This window comes from Rudanella paleaurantiibacter, from assembly GCF_009184635.1.
Taxonomy (GTDB): Bacteria; Bacteroidota; Bacteroidia; order Cytophagales; family Spirosomataceae; genus Rudanella; species Rudanella paleaurantiibacter.
Genome location: NZ_WELI01000011.1, coordinates 100,167 through 122,408 on the forward strand (window position 1 = coordinate 100,167; position 22,242 = coordinate 122,408).

The window sequence follows — 22,242 nt, forward strand, 5'->3', positions numbered from 1 at the left end:
TTTTACATACCAGTTTTACCGATCACCGGGTTGCCTATATTGGAGATGTGTAGATTTGACCAAAAATCGGATGGCAGGGGGTGGCCCATGCCGAACTGTTACCATGATTATTTACGATACCATCCGGAAATACAGCGAGAGGTTCAACAACAAGACGCCCCATCCGCTCATCAATTTCGTCGATTTAAACAAGGGGGCTCCGCTGGCACGCACCAGATTCCGGCTTGATTTTTATGCCATTGTTATCAAGGAAACGAACTGTGGTGATTTGCGCTACGGGAATCGGTATTACGATTATTCAGAAGGAACGGTGTTATTTTTTGCGCCGAACCAGGTTGTTATCAACGAACCCGAGGGCGAGATCCATCAGCCTTACGGCAAGGCACTTATTTTCCACCCCGACCTGATTAAGGGGACGAGTCTGGGCAAGCAGATTCACGAATACTCGTTTTTTAGCTACCAGTCCAACGAGGCCCTGCACCTGTCTGATTCGGAGCGGGGGATTGTCGATAATTGCTTCGGGAACATTGCTACGGAGATTACGCAGAATATCGACCGGCACAGCAAAAAGCTGATTGTCGCTAATTTGGAGTTACTCCTGAACTACTGCTCTCGTTTTTATGAGCGGCAGTTTATCACGCGTGAGCATGTAAATCAGGGTATTCTGGAGCAGTTTGACCAGAAGCTAAACGGGTACTTGCGCAGTGAAATGCTACAAACGAATGGTATTCCGGGCGTGGCTCACTTTGCGGGCGAGTTGAATTTGTCGGCCAATTATTTCGGTGATTTGATCAAGAAAGAAACCGGTAAAACCGCGCTCGAATACATTCAGCTACAACTGCTCGATCTGGCCAAAGAGCGCATTTTCGATACCACCAAATCCGTCAGTGAAGTCTCCTACGAACTGGGTTTCAAATACCCGCAGCACTTCACCCGCTTCTTCAAGCAGAAGGTAGGCGTAAGCCCGAATGAATACCGGGGCCTAAAAGTAAAAGAGTGAAATGGTGAAGCCGCCCACTCACTCATTAGTGATCCTTAACACTCCATCCGGGGCGTTGGTGAGTACATACAGGGCACCGTCGGGGCCGATTTTTAGGTCGCGTACCCGGCCGTAGCCTTTTAGCAGCACTTCCTGTTCGCGTACCTTGTCGCCGTCTACGACCAGCCGCCGGATTTCTTCAAACTTGAGCGCGGTCACGAGCAGGTTGTTCTGCCAGCGCGGAAACTGCCCACCCTTTACAAATTCAATGGCACTTACGGCAATAGAGGGCGTCCAGTAGGTGAGGGGCTGCTCCATGCCCGCCCGTTGGGTTTCGGTGGAGACAATGCTGCCGTTGTAGTCGATGCCGTAGGTGATTACCGGCCAGCCGTAGTTCGCTCCTTTTTTCAGGATGTTGAGTTCGTCGCCCCCCTGCGGCCCGTGTTCGGTGGCGTAAATAGTTCCAGTAACAGGGTGCTGCGCCAGCCCCTGTACGTTGCGGTTGCCCCAGCTGTAAATGGCCTGCAACACGTTTGGCTGGCCATAAAGCGGGTTGTCTTTCGGGATAGAGCCGTCGGGGTTGATCCGGTATACCTTACCCGAGGGCCGGGTCAGAATCTGTGAATCGTTCGCCCGGTTCATATCGCCAATAGTGAAATAGAGGTAGCCTTGCTTATCGAACAGAAACCGGCACCCCCAGCGCGTACCGCCCGTCACAAGCAGCGAGTCGGGCACCTGAAACAAGGTTTGTTCGTCTACCCATTGGTGATCGCGGAGTTTGCCCCGCACAATTTTGGTCATGCCGGGCGTCTTTTTGTCCGGGCTGTTTTGGGGATTGTGACTGAACCCAAGGTAAATCCAGCCATTCGTTTTGTAATTCGGGTCGAGGGCTAAATCCATCATCCCGCCAACCAAATCCGTACCGTAAACCTTGGGTAATCCCGTAATTTTCTGCGCGTCCAGCTTACCATTTTCGAGCGTATACAGATCCCCGTTCTTTCCGGTAATCAGGGCGCGGTTGCCGTCGATAAACTCCAGACCCCAGGGACTGTTCAGGCCCTCGGTTACGAGTTTTTCAATCTTTAGTTTGTAGTGCTTGGTCTGTACGCTCAGGGGCAGCTCGTCTTTTTTGAGCAGTTGGGGGGCGGTTTGGGCGTTGACGATAAAATCCGTAACGGCTTCTATTTCCCTGGCCGACAGAATGCCTTCAAACTTCATCATCTCGGTGGTGGGTACACCCTGCCGAATGGTTTTCAAAATGGAAGCCCGGTCGCCCCCGTGTTTCCATTCTTTTTTTTTCAGGGCAGGACCGGCGCTACCCTGCATTTGAGCCCCGTGGCAGCCAGCACAATGGTTTTTGTAGATGATCTGCGCGTTTTGTGCCACCGAAGGGACTGACGTTATCAGACAGGCAGCCAGCAGGCTTAGTCGTGTACATCCCCAAAATCGGGTCAAAAACTCGTGTATCTGCGCTGTAAATGGTATCCGGTTTCTCATCTGATTTATTGGCAGCCGAGGCTACTTTCTACAATGTAAAGCCGTTTGGGTGAATAGTATAACCGGCTGGGGGAAGCGCATAAAAAAGCCCGACCCTCATCAGGGCCGGGTAATTACAGATCGTACCCGCTAGAGCGTAGCCATGTCAATAACAAACCGGTAACGCACATCGCCTTTCAACATACGGTCGTAAGCCTGATTGATGTCTTTGATGTTAATCAACTCAATGTCCGACACAATGCCTTTCTCGGCGCAGAAGTCCAGCATTTCCTGGGTTTCGGCAATGCCACCAATACCCGACCCAGCAATACTTTTACGACCCATAATCAGGCTAAACGCTTTAATGGCCGAAGCCGTTGGGGGCGCACCCACGCAGATATGTACCCCGTCGACTTTCAGCAGGGAGAGGTACGGTTGGTAGTCGTGCTCGGCCGACACCGTGTCCAGAATAAAATCGAACGAACCTCTGACTTTCTTAAACTGCTCCCTGTCGCTCGTAACCACAAAGTTGTGTGCGCCCAGCCGCCGGGCGTCGGCTTCTTTGGCGGGCGACGTACTGAGCACGGTCACCTCGGCCCCCATGGCCACGCCAAATTTAACGCCCATGTGGCCCAGACCACCCAGACCGAGTACGGCCAATTTCTGCCCCGGTTTAAGTTTCCAGTGGCGCAGGGGCGAGTACGTAGTGATACCCGCGCAAAGCAGCGGAGCCACGGCCGCCAGATCCAGGTTTTCGGGGATGCGCAACACAAAGTCTTCGTTCACCACAATGGTGTTCGAATAGCCCCCGTAGGTTGGGGTTTTCCTGTCCTGCTCCCGGCCGTTGTACGTTTGGCTGTTGCCGTTGTAGCAGTACTGTTCCAGTCCATGCTGGCACGATTCGCAGGTGCGGCACGAGTCCACCATACAGCCGGTTCCGGCCAGATCGCCCACCTTAAACTTTGTTACGGCGCTGCCCACGGCCACAACCCGCCCCACAATCTCGTGGCCGGGAACCATCGGGAAAATACTGCCGCCCCATTCGTCGCGAATCTGATGCAGGTCGGAGTGGCAAACGCCACAGAACATGATATCAAACTGCACATCGTGTGGACCTACCTCCCGGCGTTCAAAACTCCAGGGGGCTAGGTCTGTATCTTTGTTTTGCGCGGCATAACCTTTCGCTGCAACCATAAACTGTAGAGGGTTAAATAGATTAAATTGCTGGTGATGTTTTGAGAGCCCGTAATCGACAGAGCTATTAAAATTCAAATGTCGACGGCATAGGCAAGCTACTCTTACTGGCCCCAAATAAACGGGGCCGTGCAACGCTCGCCTGTTTTATCAACTCTATGTTTAGTAAATGGTTATGCGTACACAGTTCTAAACCCCTGAAACGGATGAAACCCCACCTTTACCTGCTGTGCTCCATGCTGATTGGCGTTTGGGGCAGCGCAACTGCGCAAACGTATGTAGGTAGTACACCTGCCCACGCTACAGTGCGCGAATTTCTCCAGATTTCGGCCACCGATTCCATTGATTTTATCCGGTGGAAGCTCGAATTGAATCCTGAAAAATTTACCCTTCAGTGTCAGTACGGCCTGTCGAAGCCGAGCACGAATGGATTTTCTAATGAGCAACGTGTCGCGTTTGACGGTAAACTTACCCGGTCCGAAACCGGGTATCAACTGACGCACAATACCAAGCAGCTTGCCATTTCGGAGTTGAATGCCAATGTCCTGCATTTGCTGGATAGCAACAACGGCATGCTGATCGGAAACGGGGGATACAGTTACGCCCTGAACAACGCCAGCCCGGTTTCAACAAACGAGGTGCATGTTCGGGCCAGGCCAACCAATGCCTCGAGCCCCCTTGTGTTTGAAGGCCGAACCCCGTGCAATCAAATACCCGGACTGATTGGCATTACCAAAAGCGACGCCTGCATCAAAATAAAATGGTACTTTCAGCTTCACAGCGATTCGCTAACGGGTAAACCCACGTACTTTCAGATGGCCGGAAACGGCTACCTAAAAGAGAACATGGCAAGAGGTACGTGGCAAATCAGTACCGAACCAGATGGCCGCATAGTCTATCTGCTCAGCTTCGATCAATGGGCCCAGCCCCTCCGGTTGCTCAAGGGCGATGACAACATCCTGTTCTTTGCGGGTGTCGATGGGTTGCCGCTCGTTGGGAATGAAGATTTTAGCTACACCTTGAACCGGAGAAAAACGCCCTACGCGCGCCGGTAACAAGGAGAAGCCGGGGCTGGTTTTGCCAGCCCCGGCTTCTCCTTGATGAACATACCCCGTCTGTCAAGCAAGAGGCTAAAAGACTGGTCTTCTCAGAAAAAATACCGTATCAGGAGACCGGCCAAAGCCGCTCCGCCAATAAGTACCAATTCGGGTAGCTTGGGAAACCGGTACAGTAAGCCAATACTTATGAGGGCCATTGCTGTAGCTGGTAAGTCGGTCAGTTGCCGACGCGCCAGTACGACCACCGCACCCGCAATGGCCCCGACGGCTGCTATCGTGATGCCATCGACAAAGGCTTTTACACCGGAATGTTTGCCCCATCGCCGAAAGTAGGGAGCGGGTAGAATGGTGAACAGATAACAGGGTAAAAATGTAGCCAGCGCCGACACCCCAGCACCCGGAAACCCCGCGACCAGAAATCCGATAAACGCTACCGTTATCACCACCGGACCGGGCGTTATCATGGCTACTGCTACGGCATCGAGGAATTGCTGCTCCGTCAACCAGCCGTATTCCTTTACTACCCCACCGTACAGAAAAGGCACAATGGCCAGCCCACTTCCAAACACAAAAACGCCCGCTTTGGTGAAAAATAGGGCTAGTTTCCACAGAATAGAATCGGTGGGTAGGGTGAGCGCCTGCGCCAGCACAAGGGCCACACTGTTGCCGGTATTGAACCGGATAAGGCCGGGCCGACGGTTGAACAGCCAGTAAACACCGCCCGACAAAAGAACCAGCCAAAGCAGCTCGGTTTCGGTCAGAATAGTGGCCCCGGCCGAAATGCCCAGTAGAAGCCAGCCGAGTGGGTCGTCGGCCCGGACAGTTTTGCGGGTAAGTCGGTAGGTGCCAACGGCAATAATCCCGGTTACGGCGGCCCCGATCCCGTAAAAAAGGGCCTGCATGGGGGGGAGCCCCTCAAACTGTACGTAAGCCACGCCCAAGGCCAGCACCATAATGAAGGAGGGGATTACAAAGGCAACCCCGGTGAGGGTAGCGCCCCACACACCGTAATGTACGTAACCAAGGTAGATAGCTAGTTGGGCTGCCAGCGGACCAGGAGCCAGCTGAGCCAGGGCCAACCCTTCGCGGTAGTCCATTTCAGCAATCCAGCCTCGCTCGGCGACTAGGTCCCGGTGCATAGCGCTGACCAGCGCCGGTGGGCCACCAAAGCCAAGCGTGCCCAGACGCAGAAAATAACGAACCAGATCAGTAAGAGAATAAGGCGCTTTTGTAGTCATAACGGTCGAAAGAGGGCCCGGTACACCCGCCCGGCCACCTCAATCGATGCAAGAATACAGGTGGCCGCAGGAGCCAAAATAGAACAGATTTAACCTTTTGTACCTGTTTTACTTTTTCGGCTTTGTTTTCGGTATTCGGAAGGGTTTTGTCCCATCTGTTTTTTAAAAATCCGGGTAAAATGGCTCTGATCGGAGAAGCCGGTTAGGTAAGCAATTTCAGTGAGGGTGTACGAGGTAGTATCGAGTAAGTGGAGGGCTTTGTCGAGACGCAACTTCCGAATGTACTCGCCAAACGACAGGTCGTCGAAGTAGCGGGCGAACGTGCGCGATACGTACGCTGGGTTAATGTCGAGGCTTTCGGCCAGGGTACTCAGGCTGAGCGACAAATTGGTATCAATCTGATCCTGAATGGCTTCTTTCAGCTCCCCAACCCAGGCTGGTACTTTTTGCCGCCCTTTCGCTCCAAGGTAATTGTGCAGTACGGCCAACAACAGTTGTTCGGTGGGGCTTCGGGTGTGCCGTACCGATTGGAGATGTTTGGCCCAGCTGAAGAGGGCATCGTACAACACCAGACCCTGTGCCATTAGGGCCTGATCGTCGGTAAGGTTGTGGGCCAGCCCCGCCGAAATGGCCCACAAACCCGCCGACTGTGTGGTTAGGCTGTGGTCGTCGGTATCGGCTCCGCGTATAATTGGGGCCATCCGGTGCAGGGCGGGGTCAGTAAGGGCGTGTTTGTGCAGAAAATAATCAAAGGTGCAGCGGTCTTCGTAATGGCTGTATTCTACGCCCGGCACATCGAACGGTATAGCTCCGAGGGCTTTGGCCTGTGTAATGACCTCGCCTTCAGGTACAAAATGAATCACTGCCGATGGATCAATGAACCGCACAATAAGCCAGGGGCAGGCCAGCCGGTCAATTTTGGGTCGTTCACGGGTAATCCAGTGCATAGTTGGGTGCTTTGACGAAAGAAACGGTATCGATTACGAAAAAGCAACCACAGTGGCCGGTCGAGCCGTTGATACCCTTACGGAACAAACTTGTCAGACGCTCACCCACTGACGCAGCAGGCCGGTGATATGGGCCAGGCTCACGGGTTTGACCAGGTGCGCATTGAAGCCTGCGTGTTGCGTTCGCTGAATGTCTTCGGGTTGCCCGTAGCCGGTCAGGGCAATAATGACGATGTTGTGCCCCCAGGGTTGTTGACGGATAAGCTGACAGGTTTCGAAGCCGTCGAGGCCGGGCATACCAATATCCAGCAGAATCACCGCCGGTTTGAGTTGCTCGGCGGCTTCGATGCCCTCTCGCCCACTGTTGCGCGTATGGGTTTCGTAGCCTTTCAGCTTGAGCAGCAAACCCAGTGTAAACGCCGAATCGGTATTGTCGTCGACTACCAAAATCCGACGATTGACCACGGGTTCGGGTGCGGTTTGGGTGGGTAGAGGTGGGGCACTTGGTTGGGCGGGTAAGGTAGGCAGGTAGACAGAAAACGTACTGCCCTGCCCGAGCCCGGCGCTTTGGGCCTCTACCCGGCCGCCGTGTTGTTGGACTAACTGCCTCACGAGCGTAAGTCCCAGCCCAAGCCCACCATGCGAGCGGTCGAGTGAGTGATCGACCTGAACAAACAACTCAAATACCGCCGACAGTTGCTCGGCCGCCAGCCCAATGCCATTATCGGCTACCTGAATGACTGCTTCTGGTGGCCCAGTGGGCTGCTTCTGTTGCGAAACCGTAACAGAGACGATACCCTTTGGGCCGGTGTACCGAAGGCCGTTGGTGAGCAGGTTGGTAATTACCTGATTCAGCCGGGTAGCGTCGCCCTCCAACTCGATTGGCGTAGCGGGCACGGATATCGTCAGCGATTTGCCCCCTTCCCGAAACTGCGGCTCCATACTTTTGGCGGCTTCCTGCACCAGTTTGACCAGATCGACCCGTTCGGTTTTGAGTTCAATTTTTCCCTGGCTGATACGGCTCACATCGAGCAGATCATCGACCATACGCACCAGATGGTCGGTTTGGCGGTTCATCATCGCCACGGTTTCGTGCGCTATTTCGCCCGGTTTCGTAGTCAGGTCCTGAATCTGCAACCCGTTTCGAATGGTGGCCATCGGGTTACGCAGTTCGTGGGCGAGCATGGCCAGAAACTCGTCTTTGCGGGCGTCGGCTTTGCGGAGGGCCTCCTGAGCCAGTCGGCGCTGGGTCAGATCAACCGTTATGGCCAGAAACGTCGGTGGGCTGCCCTGGGCAGAGGGGAGTCTGGAAACAGAACTGTTGGCCCATACCTGCTGCCCGTCGGAGCGAACGTACCGTTTATCGAGTGTAACAGCCTCGCCGGTCCGAATCAGATGGTGTAGTGCCTTTCGACTGGCGGCCACGTCGTCGGGATACGTTACGTCGGCTACGGTCAGGGCTAGTAATTCCTCGCGGCTATGCCCCAATAACTGACACAAGTTACTGTTGACGCGGGTGAAGCGCCCCGACGCATCGATTTCGGACATACCCACCTGCGCCCGTTCAAAAATGGCTTGCAACTGAGCCTCACTGCGGACCAGTTCGCGTTGAGCTTTGGCGCGTTCGACACCCAACCAGGTACGCTCGGCCGTTTCAATGACCAGTTCAACCTCGGCTTCGGTCCATTTCCGGGGTGTTGATTGTACAAGCGAGAAGATGCCAACAGCCCGATTTTGTTTGATTACGGGGATGTTGATAAACGAGACTACCTGCAACTGTCGGCAGATGTCGAGCAGGGGGTCGTCCAATACATCGGTCTTGGCGGTATCTTCTACCACAATAGGTCCCCCATTATCCACCACTTTTTTGAAAATGGCGAATTGCTCGAGCGGATAGGTGCCCGCTACCGAGGGTAGGTCGGCCGAGGACGCATCGCACTGGATAGTGGCATAGGCACCCTCGATGGAGGCATAATAGCACCGATCGGCCCCGAAATGGGCCATAGCTACTTCGGTCACCGTTTGCTCAATGGCCATCGGATCGGCAACCGACCGGAAGGTGTCGTTCAAGGCCAGCAAATAGGCCTGCGCCTGCTCACGCCGTTTGAGTTCGGTTATGTCTCGAAACACAATGGCCACCTGCCGACTCCCCGCCCCGCCCACGCGCGACGCATTGGCTACGTACCAGCGGTTGGTAGCAGCATGGTAATCTTCGACATCAGCGGGTTCGCCGGTCTGGGCCACGCGGTCGTAATACGCTACCCAATAGTGTTCAAGACCGGGAGTGAGTTGGCCGCCACGTTTACCCACAACCTCCCGCAGGCCGGTTTGCTTCTCAAAAACCGGGTTCACCTCAATAAATTGATAATCAATGGCTGAACCCTCTGTGTTATACAAAAGCTCGATAATGCAGAAGCCTTCACTGATTGAATTGAAAATAGAATAGTAGCGGTCCGACGCCCGCTGCGCTATTTCGTGGTTCAGCCGGTGAATTTCAGCTTCAGCCCGTTTACGTTCGGTAATGTCGGTGGTGGCGTTGGCAATACCGTCGCCGAGCTTTACCACCCGCTGATGCAGCCAGGCATCTACGCCTTCGTGATCGTAGTACATTTCGTACGTTTGCGGTTGCCCTGATTCAACAACGTCGCAGAATAGGCTGAAAATACCGGACGGAACCACCCCCGGATGCGTTTCCCGGAGCCGCTTACCTTCATAGTCACCGTATTTCTGACGCGCGGTTTCGTTCATCAGAATCCAGCGAAAATCAATAATCTCTTTTTTCTCATCCCGAATCGCTTCGAGCACATGAATCCGGTCGAGGGAGCTGTTGATGGTGGCATGGAGTAACTCACGGCTTTTGAAAACAGCCTGCTCGGCCAGCTTGGTCCGGGTTATGTCGCGGGTGGTCATAGCCACACCCCCGTCGGTTTTCACCAACGCCTGATAAAACCAGCCGTCAAACTGTTCGTGGGTGTAGTGCAGTTCCTGTTCAAACGGGTGGCCGGTTTGCACCACCTCTACCATCCGGTCAAAAATGCCCGACTCCCGTACGCCGGGATTTACTGTCAGCAGACTTTTACCCAGTACATCGCCGTTTTGAACCTGAGCTTTGCTGTTGTTCATGACCCAGACAAAATCAGTGATTGTGCCCTGCTCGTTGGTAACCGCGTTGAAAACCTGAATAATATCGAGCGAGCTGTCAATCACCGATTGTAAAAACATCTCGTTGCGTCGGAGTTGCTCTTCGGCTTCTTTTGGGTCGGTAATATTGGCGGTTGTGGTGGCGACACCGTCGTTCAGTTTTACGGTGGATTGCAAAAACCAGCCGTTAAACTGTTCGTGGGTGTAATGCCGTTCCGACTGGTCGGGTTCACCGGTTTGGACTACCCGGCAGAAGGTCTCAAATATGCCCTCTTTCACCACGCCGGGATTTTCTTCCAGTAACCTTTTCCCGATGACCGGCCCGTAGAAAGTCTCTGCAGCATGGTTGAGCAACACCCAGATAAAATCAACGATTACTCCCTGCTCGTTCCGAACGGCCTCAAAAACCTGAATCATATCGAGCGAACTATCCAGCGTTGCGTTCAGTAGGCGCTGCCCGGCCTCAACCTCGGCCGTTTGTTGGGTAAGTTTCCCTTCGAGCCGAAGCCGTTGCCGATCAGAGGCTTTTTCGCTTTTCTTCGTTTCGCTTATGTCAATGGCTAATCCCAGCCATTTTTGGATAACCCCTGCCGCATCTGCAACGGGGGTTGCGTGCAGATGAATCCAATGCCAGTCGCCATCTCTACCCGTTACCCGAACTTGCATACTCAGGGGCGTGCCTTTCCTGATTGCCTGCTTCCAATCCCCTTCAACCACAGGGCGGTCGTTGGGGTGCACCGTACCGAGCCAGCCATCGCGAAGCCAGTTTGCCACCGATTGCCCCGTGTAGGCACGCCAACTGGGTGCGTCGGTACGTACCTTTCCGGCTGAATCGGCTTCCCAAACGGCGTTGGCTAAAGAGCTCATTACGAGTTGACACTCGTCGACCGAGAGGGAGGGGTAAGGAGTTGAGGTAGAGGGCATGACCAGGAGGTTGGGTAGGTTAGTACGGCAGTACTAAAAGACGGGTTTGCAGCATAAAATAGTCCGAAAGATGGCATGCCCGCACGGGTAAGTAAGTGATTTGTCTATTTTCTTATCTACCGCACCTAACCAGCTGCGAGTAGGCGGTACCCCCGCCCAGAGCTAAGCCGTTAGGGCATACGCAAGCCGGAGGAGCTCCGGCAACGGCCCCGGTTCTGCCCCGCTGCCGGAGCTTTCTATTAACCTTTAAATCGGTTTATACATCGAAGTAGAAGACTATTTGACATATTAGGTTAAATTTGATTTCGTCTGGTTGCCCAGTAGGGACATTTTTCTGGCCGAATCCGTATGGACCGGCCTGTGTTCATTCCTCGAAGTTCCTTTTCATCAACTGTTTCAGACGACAGTGGATCCAGTGATCTCCCGGCCCCCTACAGGCCAATCTGCTAAACCACAGGACTAGCTAACGGCTCAGCCACCCGTGCCGATCGGTATCTCACCGACTCGTGCCCGGATGCCTGCGTTAGCAGCAACGCCGGACGCTCACCGCCCTTTCTTTCTGATTAATGAACACACCTATGGGCACCAACTCAGTACATACCCTGTATCCATTTCTGGAGGGCGGGGGCGAGATGGGCGCGTTGATGCGCGCCTTTCCCTGGTCCGACACGTCGGTGGGGCCGCCATCCGCCTGGCCGCAACCCTTGCGAACCATGCTGGGTACCCTCTTCTCCTGCAAGTTGCCGATGCTGTTGTGGTGGGGCGATGACCTGGTGCAATTTTACAACGATGCGTTTCGGCAGGTGCTGGCCGACTCCGGCTTGCATCCGGGGGTGCTGGGTCAGCAGGCAATGCACTGCTGGAGCGATAAATGGCCCACTATTAAGCCACTCATCGATCAGGTTCGCAACACGGGCGAGGGTACCTGCTCTGAAAACGAGACTATTCCGGTAACGCGAAACGGTCAGCCTCAGAACATGTACTGGGCCTTCAATTATTGCGCCGTGCCCGATGAAACGGGGCGGGTGGCCGGTGTGCTGGCGGTTGGGCATGAGGCTACCCGGTCTGTGCCTACCGGTCGGGTGCTGGAGGCCCGCAGCCGTCAGTTCGAAGAGCTCATCAGCCAGGCACCCGTTGCTATGGCCCTTCTTCACAGATCACAGGTTGGTCGTGCCCGGGTTGAGCGAGCCCTTCGTCGGCAGAAAGACCGCACCCGGATTGCGGTAGAAGCGGCCAATATGGGCACCTGGGAGTGGAACCTGCTCACGGATGAGGTGTACTGGAACGAGCAGCATTTTGTACTTTTCGGCCTGACACCCCATAGCCAACCCATTTTGCCCAAGGTGTTTTTCGGGCATATTCATCCGCACGATACTGACCTGATTCGGAACCAGTTAGAGGTGGCTATCCGGGAAAAAAGTGTCTACGATGCCGAGTTTCGTGCCTTGCGCACTGACGACGGGGCTGTCCGCTGGATGAGCGGCTACGGGCGCGTAACGGCAGAAGAAAACGGGCAAGCGACCCGAATGAGTGGGGTGATGTTTGACATTACCGATCGGAAACACGCTCAGGAAGCCCTCCGGGCCGGGGAGGAACGATTACGGATTGTGCTCGAAAGCATTGCCGATCATGCCATTATCACCACGGATACCCACAACCTCATTACTGGCTGGAATTTGGGGGCCTGGCATATGTTTCAGTACACGGCCGAGGAAGCCCTTGGTCAATCGGGGGCTATTACGTTTACGCCCGAAGACCGGGCCGACGGGGTGCCCGAGGCCGAGATGACCACAGCCCGCCAACAGGGTCGGGCGGCCGATGAGCGCTACCACATCCGGCGCGATGGGTCGCGTTTGTATGTGTCGGGGGTGCTCTCCCCCCTGTTTGACGCCGATGGGCAGCTGGTCGGGTACGTGAAGATTGCCCGCGACCTTACCGACCGGCAGCGTATGGAGCAGACCCTGCGCGAAAACGACGAACGGAAAGATGAGTTTCTGGCTATGCTCGCCCATGAATTACGTAACCCACTCGCTCCTATCCGCAATATGTTGCTGGTGCTTTCTATGACGGAGGGTGACCACGAAACGCTGCGTTCCGGGATAGCCATGATGAGCCGACAGGTAAGCCATCTGACTCGGTTAATTGACGATTTGCTGGATCTAAGCCGCATTAGTCAGGGTAAGATTGAGCTTCGTCATCAGCTCGTTGACTTGACTACCCTGGTGGGGCAGGCAGTAGACGCCACGCGGCCTCTCTACGACAGTGGCCGACGGCTGCTCCGGGCAACCCTGCCGCCCTCGTCTCTGTATGTAAATGGCGATGCAACCCGGCTCACGCAGATCGTTGTTAACCTGTTGACCAACGGTGCCCGGTACACGCCCGAGGGTGGGCAGGTTTGGCTCACACTCACGCAAAACGGTCACGAGGCTCAGCTTCGGGTGGCTGATAACGGGATTGGCCTGGCCCCTGAGCACCTTACGGCTATTTTCGACTTGTTTGTGCAGGTCGATACATCCTTAGCCCGGTCGCAGGGTGGGCTCGGGTTGGGCCTGACCCTGGTGAAGAAACTTGTTGAACTCCACGGTGGTCGCGTTGAAGCGCATAGTCAGGGACTGGGTCAGGGGAGTGAGTTTATTATCAGCCTGCCACTACACCATGCTTCCCTAAAAAACATGAATCCGTTCCATGAATTGAGTTTACCCGAAGGGGCGGGCCGCCAAATATTAGTCGTCGATGATAATCGCGATGCGGCCGATACCCTTTCCATGCTGTTGAAAATCCTTAAAAACGAAGTTTACACCCGGTACAGCGGCATCGAAGCGGTCGAAGCCCTGCAAACTCTTCGTCCTCAGCTTGTTTTGCTTGATATTGGAATGCCGGATCTGGATGGTTACGAAACCTGCCGTTTGATTCGGCAACTGCCCATTGGCCCCGAGTTGACCCTGGTTGCACTGACAGGCTACGGGCAGGCCGAAGACCGTCAGCGCAGCCGTGAAGCCGGGTTCGACGATCATCTGGTGAAACCGGTCGATATGGCTCAATTGGGACAGTTACTGGCGTCATTATCCGCTAGCCGGGACACTCAGTGATGGGGTAGGGGGATACGTTCCGGTAATGAAAAGTCCGTATAAATAGACGAAACGCCCAGCGCATGCGCTGGGCGTTTCGTCTGAAATGGATAGCCCAATCGAATTAGTACCGCACGACTTTTTGCGTTACGGTTCCTGTTGGGGTGCTCACGCGAATCAGGTACACGCCCGGCCCAACCCGCAGCGGTAGCTGCTGACGCAGACTCACAGGCGCTACCGCGTGCGTTTCCCCATGAAGCAGGTGCCCCGAGTTGTTCACTACCTGAATGGAGAGCGGTTGCCCCTGGGCTCCCTCAATTACCACATCGACAACGTCGAGGCTTGTTGGGTTGCCTAATACGGTCAGAGTAAGTGGTGTTTCGCTCATCTTAGCCACCCGCGCGGGTCGGCTACAGAATTGGCCGAAGTCGAACACAAACGGAGTGCCCTCCGCGCCGTTCTGCCGCACCCGAATCGTCACCGGCTTGGGGTCCGCCCGCAGACCGGCCTCAATCACCCCGTTGACGTTCGTTGTCCACCCCGTTATCCCGATCGCAAAGTACTCCACTGCGGCCCCATTGCCCCCCGTAAAGCCAAAGGTGATGGCCCCAGTCTGGCAGTTGTAGCTCACGACCGTAGCGGCCAGAGGCCCGCCTACGGGTGGAGTGGTGCCGCCTGCCCCACTCACGGTGATGACAAAGCTCGTGCTGTTGCTCAGACCCCCCGGATCGGTGGCCGTCAGCGTCACCGTGCTCACGCCCGAAGCGGAGGGCGTGCCCGTGATGGTGCTGCCACTCAGGCTCAGCCCGGCGGGTAAACCCGAGGCTGAAAGTACGATGCTACCCGGTGTCTGGGCATCGGTGAACACACTACCTACATTGAGGCTGTAGCCCACGCCGACCGTCGCTGATTGTGGGCCTACGCCATTGACCACTGTGGGCGCCGTATTGGTGGGCGGCTGGGGGTTACCCGAGCAGAAACTACCAAAGTCGAACACAAACGACCCGCCGGGCACGCCGTTCTGGCGAATCTGCACGGTGACGGGTTTAGGGTCGGCCCGCAGACCGGCCTCAATCACTTGATTGGGGTTAGTCGTCCAGCCGGTGATCCCGATGGCCAGGTACTCTACGGGTGAACCGTTGCCGCCGGTGAAGCCAAAGGTGATGGCCCCGGTCTGGCAGTTGTAGCTCACCACGGTAGCGGCCAGAGGCCCGCCTACCGGTGGGGTGGTACCGCCTGCTCCACTCACCGTCAACACGAAGCTCGTGCTGTTGCTCAGTCCACCTGGATCGGTGGCCGTCAAGGTCACCGTGCTTACGCCCGAAGCGGACGGCGTACCCGTGATGGTGCTCCCACTCAGGCTCAGCCCGGTGGGCAGGCCCGAGGCTGAAAGTACTACGCTACCCGGTGTTTCGGCATCGGTGAAGACACTACCCACATTGAGGCTGTAGCCTACGCCGACCGTCGCTGATTGTGGCCCTACGCCATTGGCCAACGTGGGTGCCGTATTGGCGGGTGGAACAACCGTGCCGCTGGCCCCGCTTACGGTGATGACGAAGCTCGTGCTGGCACTCAGCCCGCCCCCATCGGTAGCCGTTAACATCACCGTGCTCACGCCTGAAGTGGAGGGCGTACCCGAAATAGTGACACCATTCAATGCCAGCCCAGCGGGTAAACCCGAGGCCGACAGAATCAGACTAGCGGGGGTTTGGGCATCGGTAAACACACTACCCACATTGAGGCTGTAGCCCACACCGACTGTCGCCGATTGTGGCCCCACAGCATTGGCCACTGTAGGCGGTGTGTTAGCAGGTGGGGGCGTACCGGCACAGAAGGCCAGTGCATCCCAGCGGAAGCTGACGGTGATGTTGCCCTGAGTCGCAAACAAGGTGAAGGGTTCCACGTTCGGTTTGCCATCCCGGATATCCACAGCTACCTGCGCATCGACCGTAGCCGAGCAGGAGGTGGTGGGCCCAGTGATGCCGATAGCTGCGTAGGTGATGGGCGAACCATTGCCGCCACTGGTGCGGAACTGAATCTGCCCGGTGGCACAGTTGTAAATCGGTTCGAGCAGAGTCAGGGGGCCACCCAGGGTGCCGGGTTGTGAACCACACACACTCACAGGTGGCGGAGTCACACTGGCCGAGACGACAAGGGTGATCTGAGCGGTGGCCGAACAGCCGTTGGGTCCCGTTCCGGTGACGGAGTAGACCGTTGATCCGGTAGCGGAGGTGGGCGGGTTGATGGCAGGGGTGGTCGCCCCGGTACTCCAGCGGTAGGCGGTTGCCCCGCTGGCGGTGAGGGTAACGGTTTGTCCCTGGGTGATAGCCGAGCCAGGGTTGGCGCTGATGCTCACGGTGGGCAGCTCCTGACTAGCCTGCACGGTCACCGTGGCGATTGCTGAACAACCTCCAGCCGCAGTTACGACTACCGAGTACGTCCCGGCCGTTGAAACCGTGGCGGTGTTGGTAGCTCCTGACTGGCTCAGGCCCGGCCCTGAGAAGGCGTAACTGGCCCCGGCGGGTGAGGCTGTCAGCGTCACGGTTGGGTTAGCACAGGTAAGCGTGCCCGATGCGACGAGCGACGCATTCACCGCATTGGTGGCGCTCTCCACGGTGGTGGTGGCCGAAGCCGTACAGCCGTTAGCGGCCGTGACGGTCACCATGTAGACTCCTCCGGCCGCGACGGTGGCCGTGTTGGCGGCACCCGACTGGTTGAGGCCCGGCCCGGTGAAGCGGTAGGTGCCCTGCCCCGCTGGTGACGCGGTGAGCGTGACGGTGGGGTTGGCACAGGTCACTGTCCCCGACGCGGCCAGCGAAACAGCAGGCAGCGTTTTGTCTTCGGAAATCGTCACCGACGCGGTGGCCGTGCAGCCGTTGGCAGCCGTAACCGTCACCGAATACGTACCGGCCGTGCTAACACTTCGGAGGGCATTCGTGCTGCCATCTTCCCAGCGGTAGCTCCCTCCACCGCTTGCGGTGAGTGTCGCAGTGGGGTTGGTGCAGGTAAGCGTGGCTGAGGTGGGGGCGATGCTCGCCGTGGGCGGAGTGGTGTTCCCCTGCACGGTTACGGTGGCGATTGCTGAACAACCTCCAGCTGCGGTAACAGTGACCGAGTACGTCCCGGCCGTTGAAACCGTGGCCGTGTTGGTAGCTCCTGACTGGCTCAGGCCCGGCCCTGAGAAGGCGTAACTGGCCCCGGCAGGTGAAGCCGTCAGGGTGACCGTCGGGTTAGCACAGGTAAGCGTGCCCGATGCGACGAGCGACGCGTTTACCGCATTGGTGGCGCTCTCCACGGTGGTGGTGGCCGAAGCCGTACAGCCGTTAGCGGCCGTGACGGTGACCATGTAGACCCCTCCGGCCGAGACGGTGGCCGTGTTGGCAACACCCGACTGGTTGAGACCCGGCCCGGTGAAGCGGTAGGTGCCCTGCCCCGCTGGTGACGCGGTGAGCGTGACGGTGGGGTTGGCACAGGTCACTGTCCCCGACGCGGCCAGCGAAACAGCAGGCAGCGTTTTGTCTTCGGAAATCGTCACCGACGCGGTGGCCGTGCAGCCGTTGGCAGCCGTAACCGTCACCGAATACGTACCGGCCGTGCTAACACTTCGGAGGGCATTCGTGCTGCCATCTTCCCAGCGGTAGCTCCCTCCACCGCTTGCGGTGAGTGTCGCAGTGGGGTTGGTGCAGGTAAGCGTGGCTGAGGTGGGGGCGATGCTCGCCGTGGGCGGTGTCGTGTTGCCCTGCACGGTTACGGTGGCAACCGCTGAACAGCCTCCAGCCGCGGTAACGGTGACCGAGTACGTCCCGGCCGTTGAAACCGTAGCCGTGTTACCCGGTCCTGACTGGCTCAGGCCCGGTCCCCAGAAGGCGTAACTGGCCCCAGCGGGTGAGGCCGTCAGCGTCACCGTCGGATTGGCACAGGTAAGCGTCCCCGAGGCCACAAGCGACGCGTTTACGCTGCTCGTCGCACTTTCGACCGTGGTCGTCGCCGTGGCCGTACACCCAGCCGCATTCGTGACCACTACGGTGTAGGTGCCCGGCAATGAAACCGGGGCCGTGTTCCCGCTGCCCGACTGGCTCACACCCGGCCCGCTGAAGGCATAGCTGCTGCCCCCCGTGGCCGTCAGTACAACCGAGGTCTGGGCGCAGGTCAGCGTGCCACTGCTGCTCAGGGTGGCCACCGGCAAGGCATTCACCGTGACCGTGGTGGTAGCCACACTGCGGCCATTGCCCGCTACCGTCAAGGTAAAGGTTTGTACACCCGAGCCTGCGGTCTGCCATACCTGGCTGAACGACAGGTTCGACGAGGTGCCCGTGCCCGTGCTGCTGCCGTTGGTGAGGGTGTAGGCGTAACTGCCCGTTACGTTGCCAATCGTGGCGGTAAACGTTACCGGGTTACCCGTACAAACCGCCGTTGGGGAAGCACTCAACCCGGCAATAGTGGGTAGTGGCGCATACGTGAGGGTGAACCGGTTGGATGCCCCGTTGAGGTTGCTTGCCGCATCCTGAGCGACCCCGGCAGCCACACTCACGGACACTAACCCAGGGGTTGCGGGCGTGAAGTTGGCCGTGTACGTGCTCCCCGAGCCGGCAAACCCGCTCAGACTCCCGTTGCCCACCGTGATGTCCTCCACCACAAACCCGGTGACCGACTCCGAGAAGGTGAAGGTGAGGGGAATGGGGCTGGTGGGGGTGGGGTCCGTCGCCGAACTGGTAATGGTCACCGTGGGCGCACTGGTGTCGACGGTAAACGTGTTGGTGTTGCTGTCCACACTGGTGTTCCCCGCCCCATCCGTCGCGCGGGCCCGAAGGGTGTGAGATCCCTGGGCGAGCGGGGTGCTTTGGGCGAAGCTCCAGTTGCCGCTCGCATCGGCGGTGGCGGTGCCCACGGTTGATCCATCCACGATCACCGTCAGGGTGCTCGCAGGCTCGGCTGTGCCGGTGTAGGTGGGCGAGTTGTTGCTCAGCAAAGCGCCGTTGGCGGGAGTGGTCACGACCGGAGCGGGTGGCGGGGTGGTGTCGACGGTAAACGAGTTGGTGTTGCTATTGGCACTCAGTACGCCATCGCGAAATACGCTGGCGTTTACGGAATGAGGCCCGTCGGGTAGGGGTGAAGAAGATGTAAACGACCAGTTGCCGCTTGCATCGGTGGTTGTTTGGCCCTGGCTAATGCTATTGACTTTGATGGTGACAACATCGCCCGGGGCGGCCGTACCGGAGTAGGTAGGCCGGTTCTGGCCAATTACGCTACCATTGGCGGGTGTGAGCACGACGGGGGCCAGAGGGGCCGATGAGGTGGTGAAGGTTTGGAGGTTGCCGTAGCTGGTGCCCGCCGGGTTGATGGCGTAAGCGCGTAGGCTGTAGGTGGTGGCGGGGCTGAGTCCGGTTACCAGCTGACTATACGGCCCCATGCCGGCCCCCATCATCACTTTGGTGTTGCTGGTGGTTGGGGTGCCTACCCCAGCCAGATACACTATCCCAAATTCAGTGACGGTAGCCCCTCCGTCGGCAGAAACGGTGCCCCCGAGCGTGGCCGAAATGCCGGAGATGTTAGCGGGAGCCGCTGTTGAGACCGTGGCGGTGGTGCTTAGAACCAGGGTATAGACGGCGCTGACGCCTATACACCCGTTGGCATCCTGAGCGCGCACGGTGAAGGTAAATGAACCCGTCTGGGTGGGTGTGCCCGCCAGTATTCCGGTCCCGGCTACATTGAGGCCAGTGGGTAGGGTGCCATTTTCGAGACTGAAGCTATAGCCTCCCTGCCCCCCGGTAGCGGTAAATGTGACGGAAAAGGGTGCATTAACGATGCCGGTGGTGGTGGTCGGTATGGTAACGGTAACGACCCCGGTATTGCTGAACACGCTGGTGGTGGCGGTGGCCGTACAGCCGTTGGCCGCTGTTACTGTTACGGAGTATGTGCCAGCGGCATTCACTGTACGGTTTGCCGCGGTGGTGTTATTATCCCAGCGGTAGGTGCCTCCACCGGTTGCGGTCAGGGCCAGCGATGTGGTCGTACAGGTCAGGGTTGTACTGGCGGGTGCGAGAATGTTGCTCGAGGGGGCGGTGTTATTCTGAGTAATGACCTGCGAATCCACGGCCGTACAGCCGTTGGCTGCTGTCACGGTGACCGAGTAAGTGCCAGCGGCATTAACCGTACGGGTGGCCGCGGTGGTGTTATTATCCCAACGATAAGTGCCCCCGCCGGTTGCGGTCAAGATGATACTTGGCACCGTACAGGTAATTTCGGTCGTAGGAGCCGAGATGTTAGCTGAGGGGGCGGTATTATTCTGAGTAATCACCTGCGAATCGACGGCCGTACATCCATTGGCTGATGTTACTGTTACGGAGTACGTGCCAGCGGTATTGACTGTGCGCGTCGCGGTGGTCGTGTTATTATCCCAACGATAAGTGCCCCCGCCGGTTGCGGTTAGAAGGATGCTAGGCACCGTACAGGTAATTTCGGTAGCGGGTGCCGATATATTAGCTGAGGGGGCGGTGTTATTCTGAGTAATCACCTGCGAATCGACGGCTGTGCAACCGTTGGCACTAGTGACCGTTACCGAGTAAGTGCCAGCGGCATTAACCGTACGGGTGGCCGCGGTGGTGTTATTATCCCAACGATAAGTGCCCCCGCCGGTTGCGGTCAAGATGATACTTGGCACCGTACAGGTAATTTCGGTCGTAGGAGCCGAGATGTTAGCTGAGGGGGCGGTATTATTCTGAGTAATCACCTGCGAATCGACGGCCGTACATCCATTGGCTGATGTTACTGTTACGGAGTACGTGCCAGCGGTATTGACTGTGCGCGTCGCGGTGGTCGTGTTATTATCCCAACGATAAGTGCCCCCGCCGGTTGCGGTTAGAAGGATGCTAGGCACCGTACAGGTAATTTCGGTAGCGGGTGCCGATATATTAGCTGAGGGGGCGGTGTTATTCTGAGTAATCACCTGCGAATCGACGGCTGTGCAACCGTTGGCACTAGTGACCGTTACCGAGTAAGTGCCAGCGGCATTAACCGTACGGGTCGCTGCGGTGGTGTTATTATCCCAGCGGTAGGTGCTTCCGCCGGAAGCCGTTAAGATGATACTTGGCACCGTACAGGTGATTTCGGTACCAGGTGCCGAGATATTGGCCGAGGGGGGAGTGGTATTTTGGGTAATCACCTGCGAATCCACGGCCGTACAACCATCTGCACTTGTCACGGTGACGGAGTAGGTACCGGCCGCATTGACCGTACGGGTGGCCGTGGTCGTGTTGTTATCCCAGCGGTAGGTGCTTCCGCCGGAAGCCGTCAGGGTGATGTTAGGTACCGTACAAGTGATCTCTGTGCTCGATGGTGAGATATTAGCGTTCGGTAAGGGATTTACTGTTAATGTGGCGGAGTTTGACGTATCTGTGCCACCAAGACCGCTTGCTATACAGCGGTACTGGTACCCGTTTAGTCCACTTACGTTGCTGATGGTGAGCGTTGTACCGGTTGCCCCTGAATATGTGGAGTTGTTCGCCACGTTGACAAAGCCTGACCCTGTGTTTACCTGCCATTGGTACGAGGTTGCATTGGTGGCGGCAATGGTAAACGTTGTACCCAGTCCGGTACAGATAAACCGGTTAACCGGGTCTTGTGTGATGACCGGCGGGGGATTGTAGGTATAGCTGAATGGAACTACGTAACTACAGGCGCCACCCGATGGGGTAATTTTGGCATACAGCGTTTGTGCTCCCGACGGTAGCCCCGACGGCACAAATGTATTGGGTGCCGTAAACGTACCGGCCGACGTAGTAGCCGCCGAATTGGTGAAAATTCCGTTGACAGTGCCTGTAAACGTGCCCTGATACGTGAAAATGGTGCTGTTGGTCGGGTTCTCATTAACGATTACCGATCCATTATTATTCGTTATGGTGCCTGATAACGACCCGTAATTCAACACGCCACCACTCGAATTAGTAAATATCCCTCCCGTGCGTTGTAGTTGTTCCGCAATTGTGATTTGCCCCGAGTTTGTCGTTGAGCCAGACAATTGTGCCCAATCTCCGGTGTTCAAAATAATTTTTCCACAAGCCTGATTCACAACGTTCAAGCTGGCTTCAATGTAAACACCGTTGCTTACATCAACCGATATTACTCCACTGTTTGTGAAAGATGCCGTTCCGGCAAGTTCGCCTGGGTTCGCCCACAATAGGTGTCCAACAGTGCCAGTGATTGTTCCCTGATTATTAA

General features: G+C 56.8%; 9 protein-coding genes. 3 read left to right on the forward strand and 6 right to left on the reverse strand.

The genetic code is table 11. From position 1 onward, the window contains the following. Positions 1–103: 103 nt before the first annotated feature. Positions 104–1,000, forward strand: a complete 897-nt coding sequence (locus tag F5984_RS22055) for a helix-turn-helix domain-containing protein (protein WP_152126388.1) — start codon at positions 104–106, stop codon at positions 998–1,000. An 18-nt stretch (positions 1,001–1,018) separates the two neighbouring features. Here the strand turns inward: F5984_RS22055 and F5984_RS22060 are convergent, their stop codons facing one another. After that, complete coding sequence (locus tag F5984_RS22060) at positions 1,019–2,476, reverse strand: PQQ-dependent sugar dehydrogenase (RefSeq protein ID WP_246169265.1); 1,458 nt, start codon at positions 2,474–2,476, stop codon at positions 1,019–1,021. A gap of 129 nt (positions 2,477–2,605) precedes the next feature. Continuing rightward, entirely contained in the window at positions 2,606–3,649 is a 1,044-nt protein-coding gene (locus F5984_RS22065) for an NAD(P)-dependent alcohol dehydrogenase (RefSeq protein ID WP_152126389.1), read from the reverse strand. Between the two features lie 206 nt (positions 3,650–3,855). On the opposite strand from F5984_RS22065, the gene F5984_RS22070 reads away from it, so the two are divergent. Further along, positions 3,856–4,704: a hypothetical protein gene (locus F5984_RS22070; protein ID WP_152126390.1), complete on the forward strand. Its 849-nt coding sequence runs from the start codon at positions 3,856–3,858 to the stop codon at positions 4,702–4,704. 92 nt (positions 4,705–4,796) lie between these two features. Here the strand turns inward: F5984_RS22070 and F5984_RS22075 are convergent, their stop codons facing one another. The 3 genes from F5984_RS22075 to F5984_RS22085 form a co-directional block, all read right to left on the reverse strand. Beyond that, positions 4,797–5,945 carry a chromate transporter gene (locus tag F5984_RS22075; RefSeq protein ID WP_152126391.1) on the reverse strand — a complete coding sequence of 383 codons (1,149 nt, stop codon included), beginning with the start codon at positions 5,943–5,945 and terminating at the stop codon, positions 4,797–4,799. A gap of 89 nt (positions 5,946–6,034) precedes the next feature. Continuing rightward, a complete protein-coding gene (locus tag F5984_RS22080) occupies positions 6,035–6,892 on the reverse strand; it encodes a chromate resistance protein ChrB domain-containing protein (protein WP_152126392.1) in 858 nt (285 codons plus the stop codon). Between the two features lie 93 nt (positions 6,893–6,985). After that, positions 6,986–10,957, reverse strand: coding sequence for a hybrid sensor histidine kinase/response regulator (locus F5984_RS22085; RefSeq protein WP_152126393.1), 3,972 nt, complete (start codon positions 10,955–10,957; stop codon positions 6,986–6,988). Between the two features lie 566 nt (positions 10,958–11,523). Between F5984_RS22085 and F5984_RS22090 the strand changes: the two genes are divergently transcribed. Continuing rightward, complete coding sequence (locus F5984_RS22090) at positions 11,524–14,046, forward strand: hybrid sensor histidine kinase/response regulator (protein ID WP_152126394.1); 2,523 nt, start codon at positions 11,524–11,526, stop codon at positions 14,044–14,046. A gap of 103 nt (positions 14,047–14,149) precedes the next feature. Here the strand turns inward: F5984_RS22090 and F5984_RS22095 are convergent, their stop codons facing one another. Continuing rightward, complete coding sequence (locus F5984_RS22095) at positions 14,150–21,952, reverse strand: putative Ig domain-containing protein (protein ID WP_185155612.1); 7,803 nt, start codon at positions 21,950–21,952, stop codon at positions 14,150–14,152. Between the last annotated feature and the right edge of the window lie 290 nt (positions 21,953–22,242).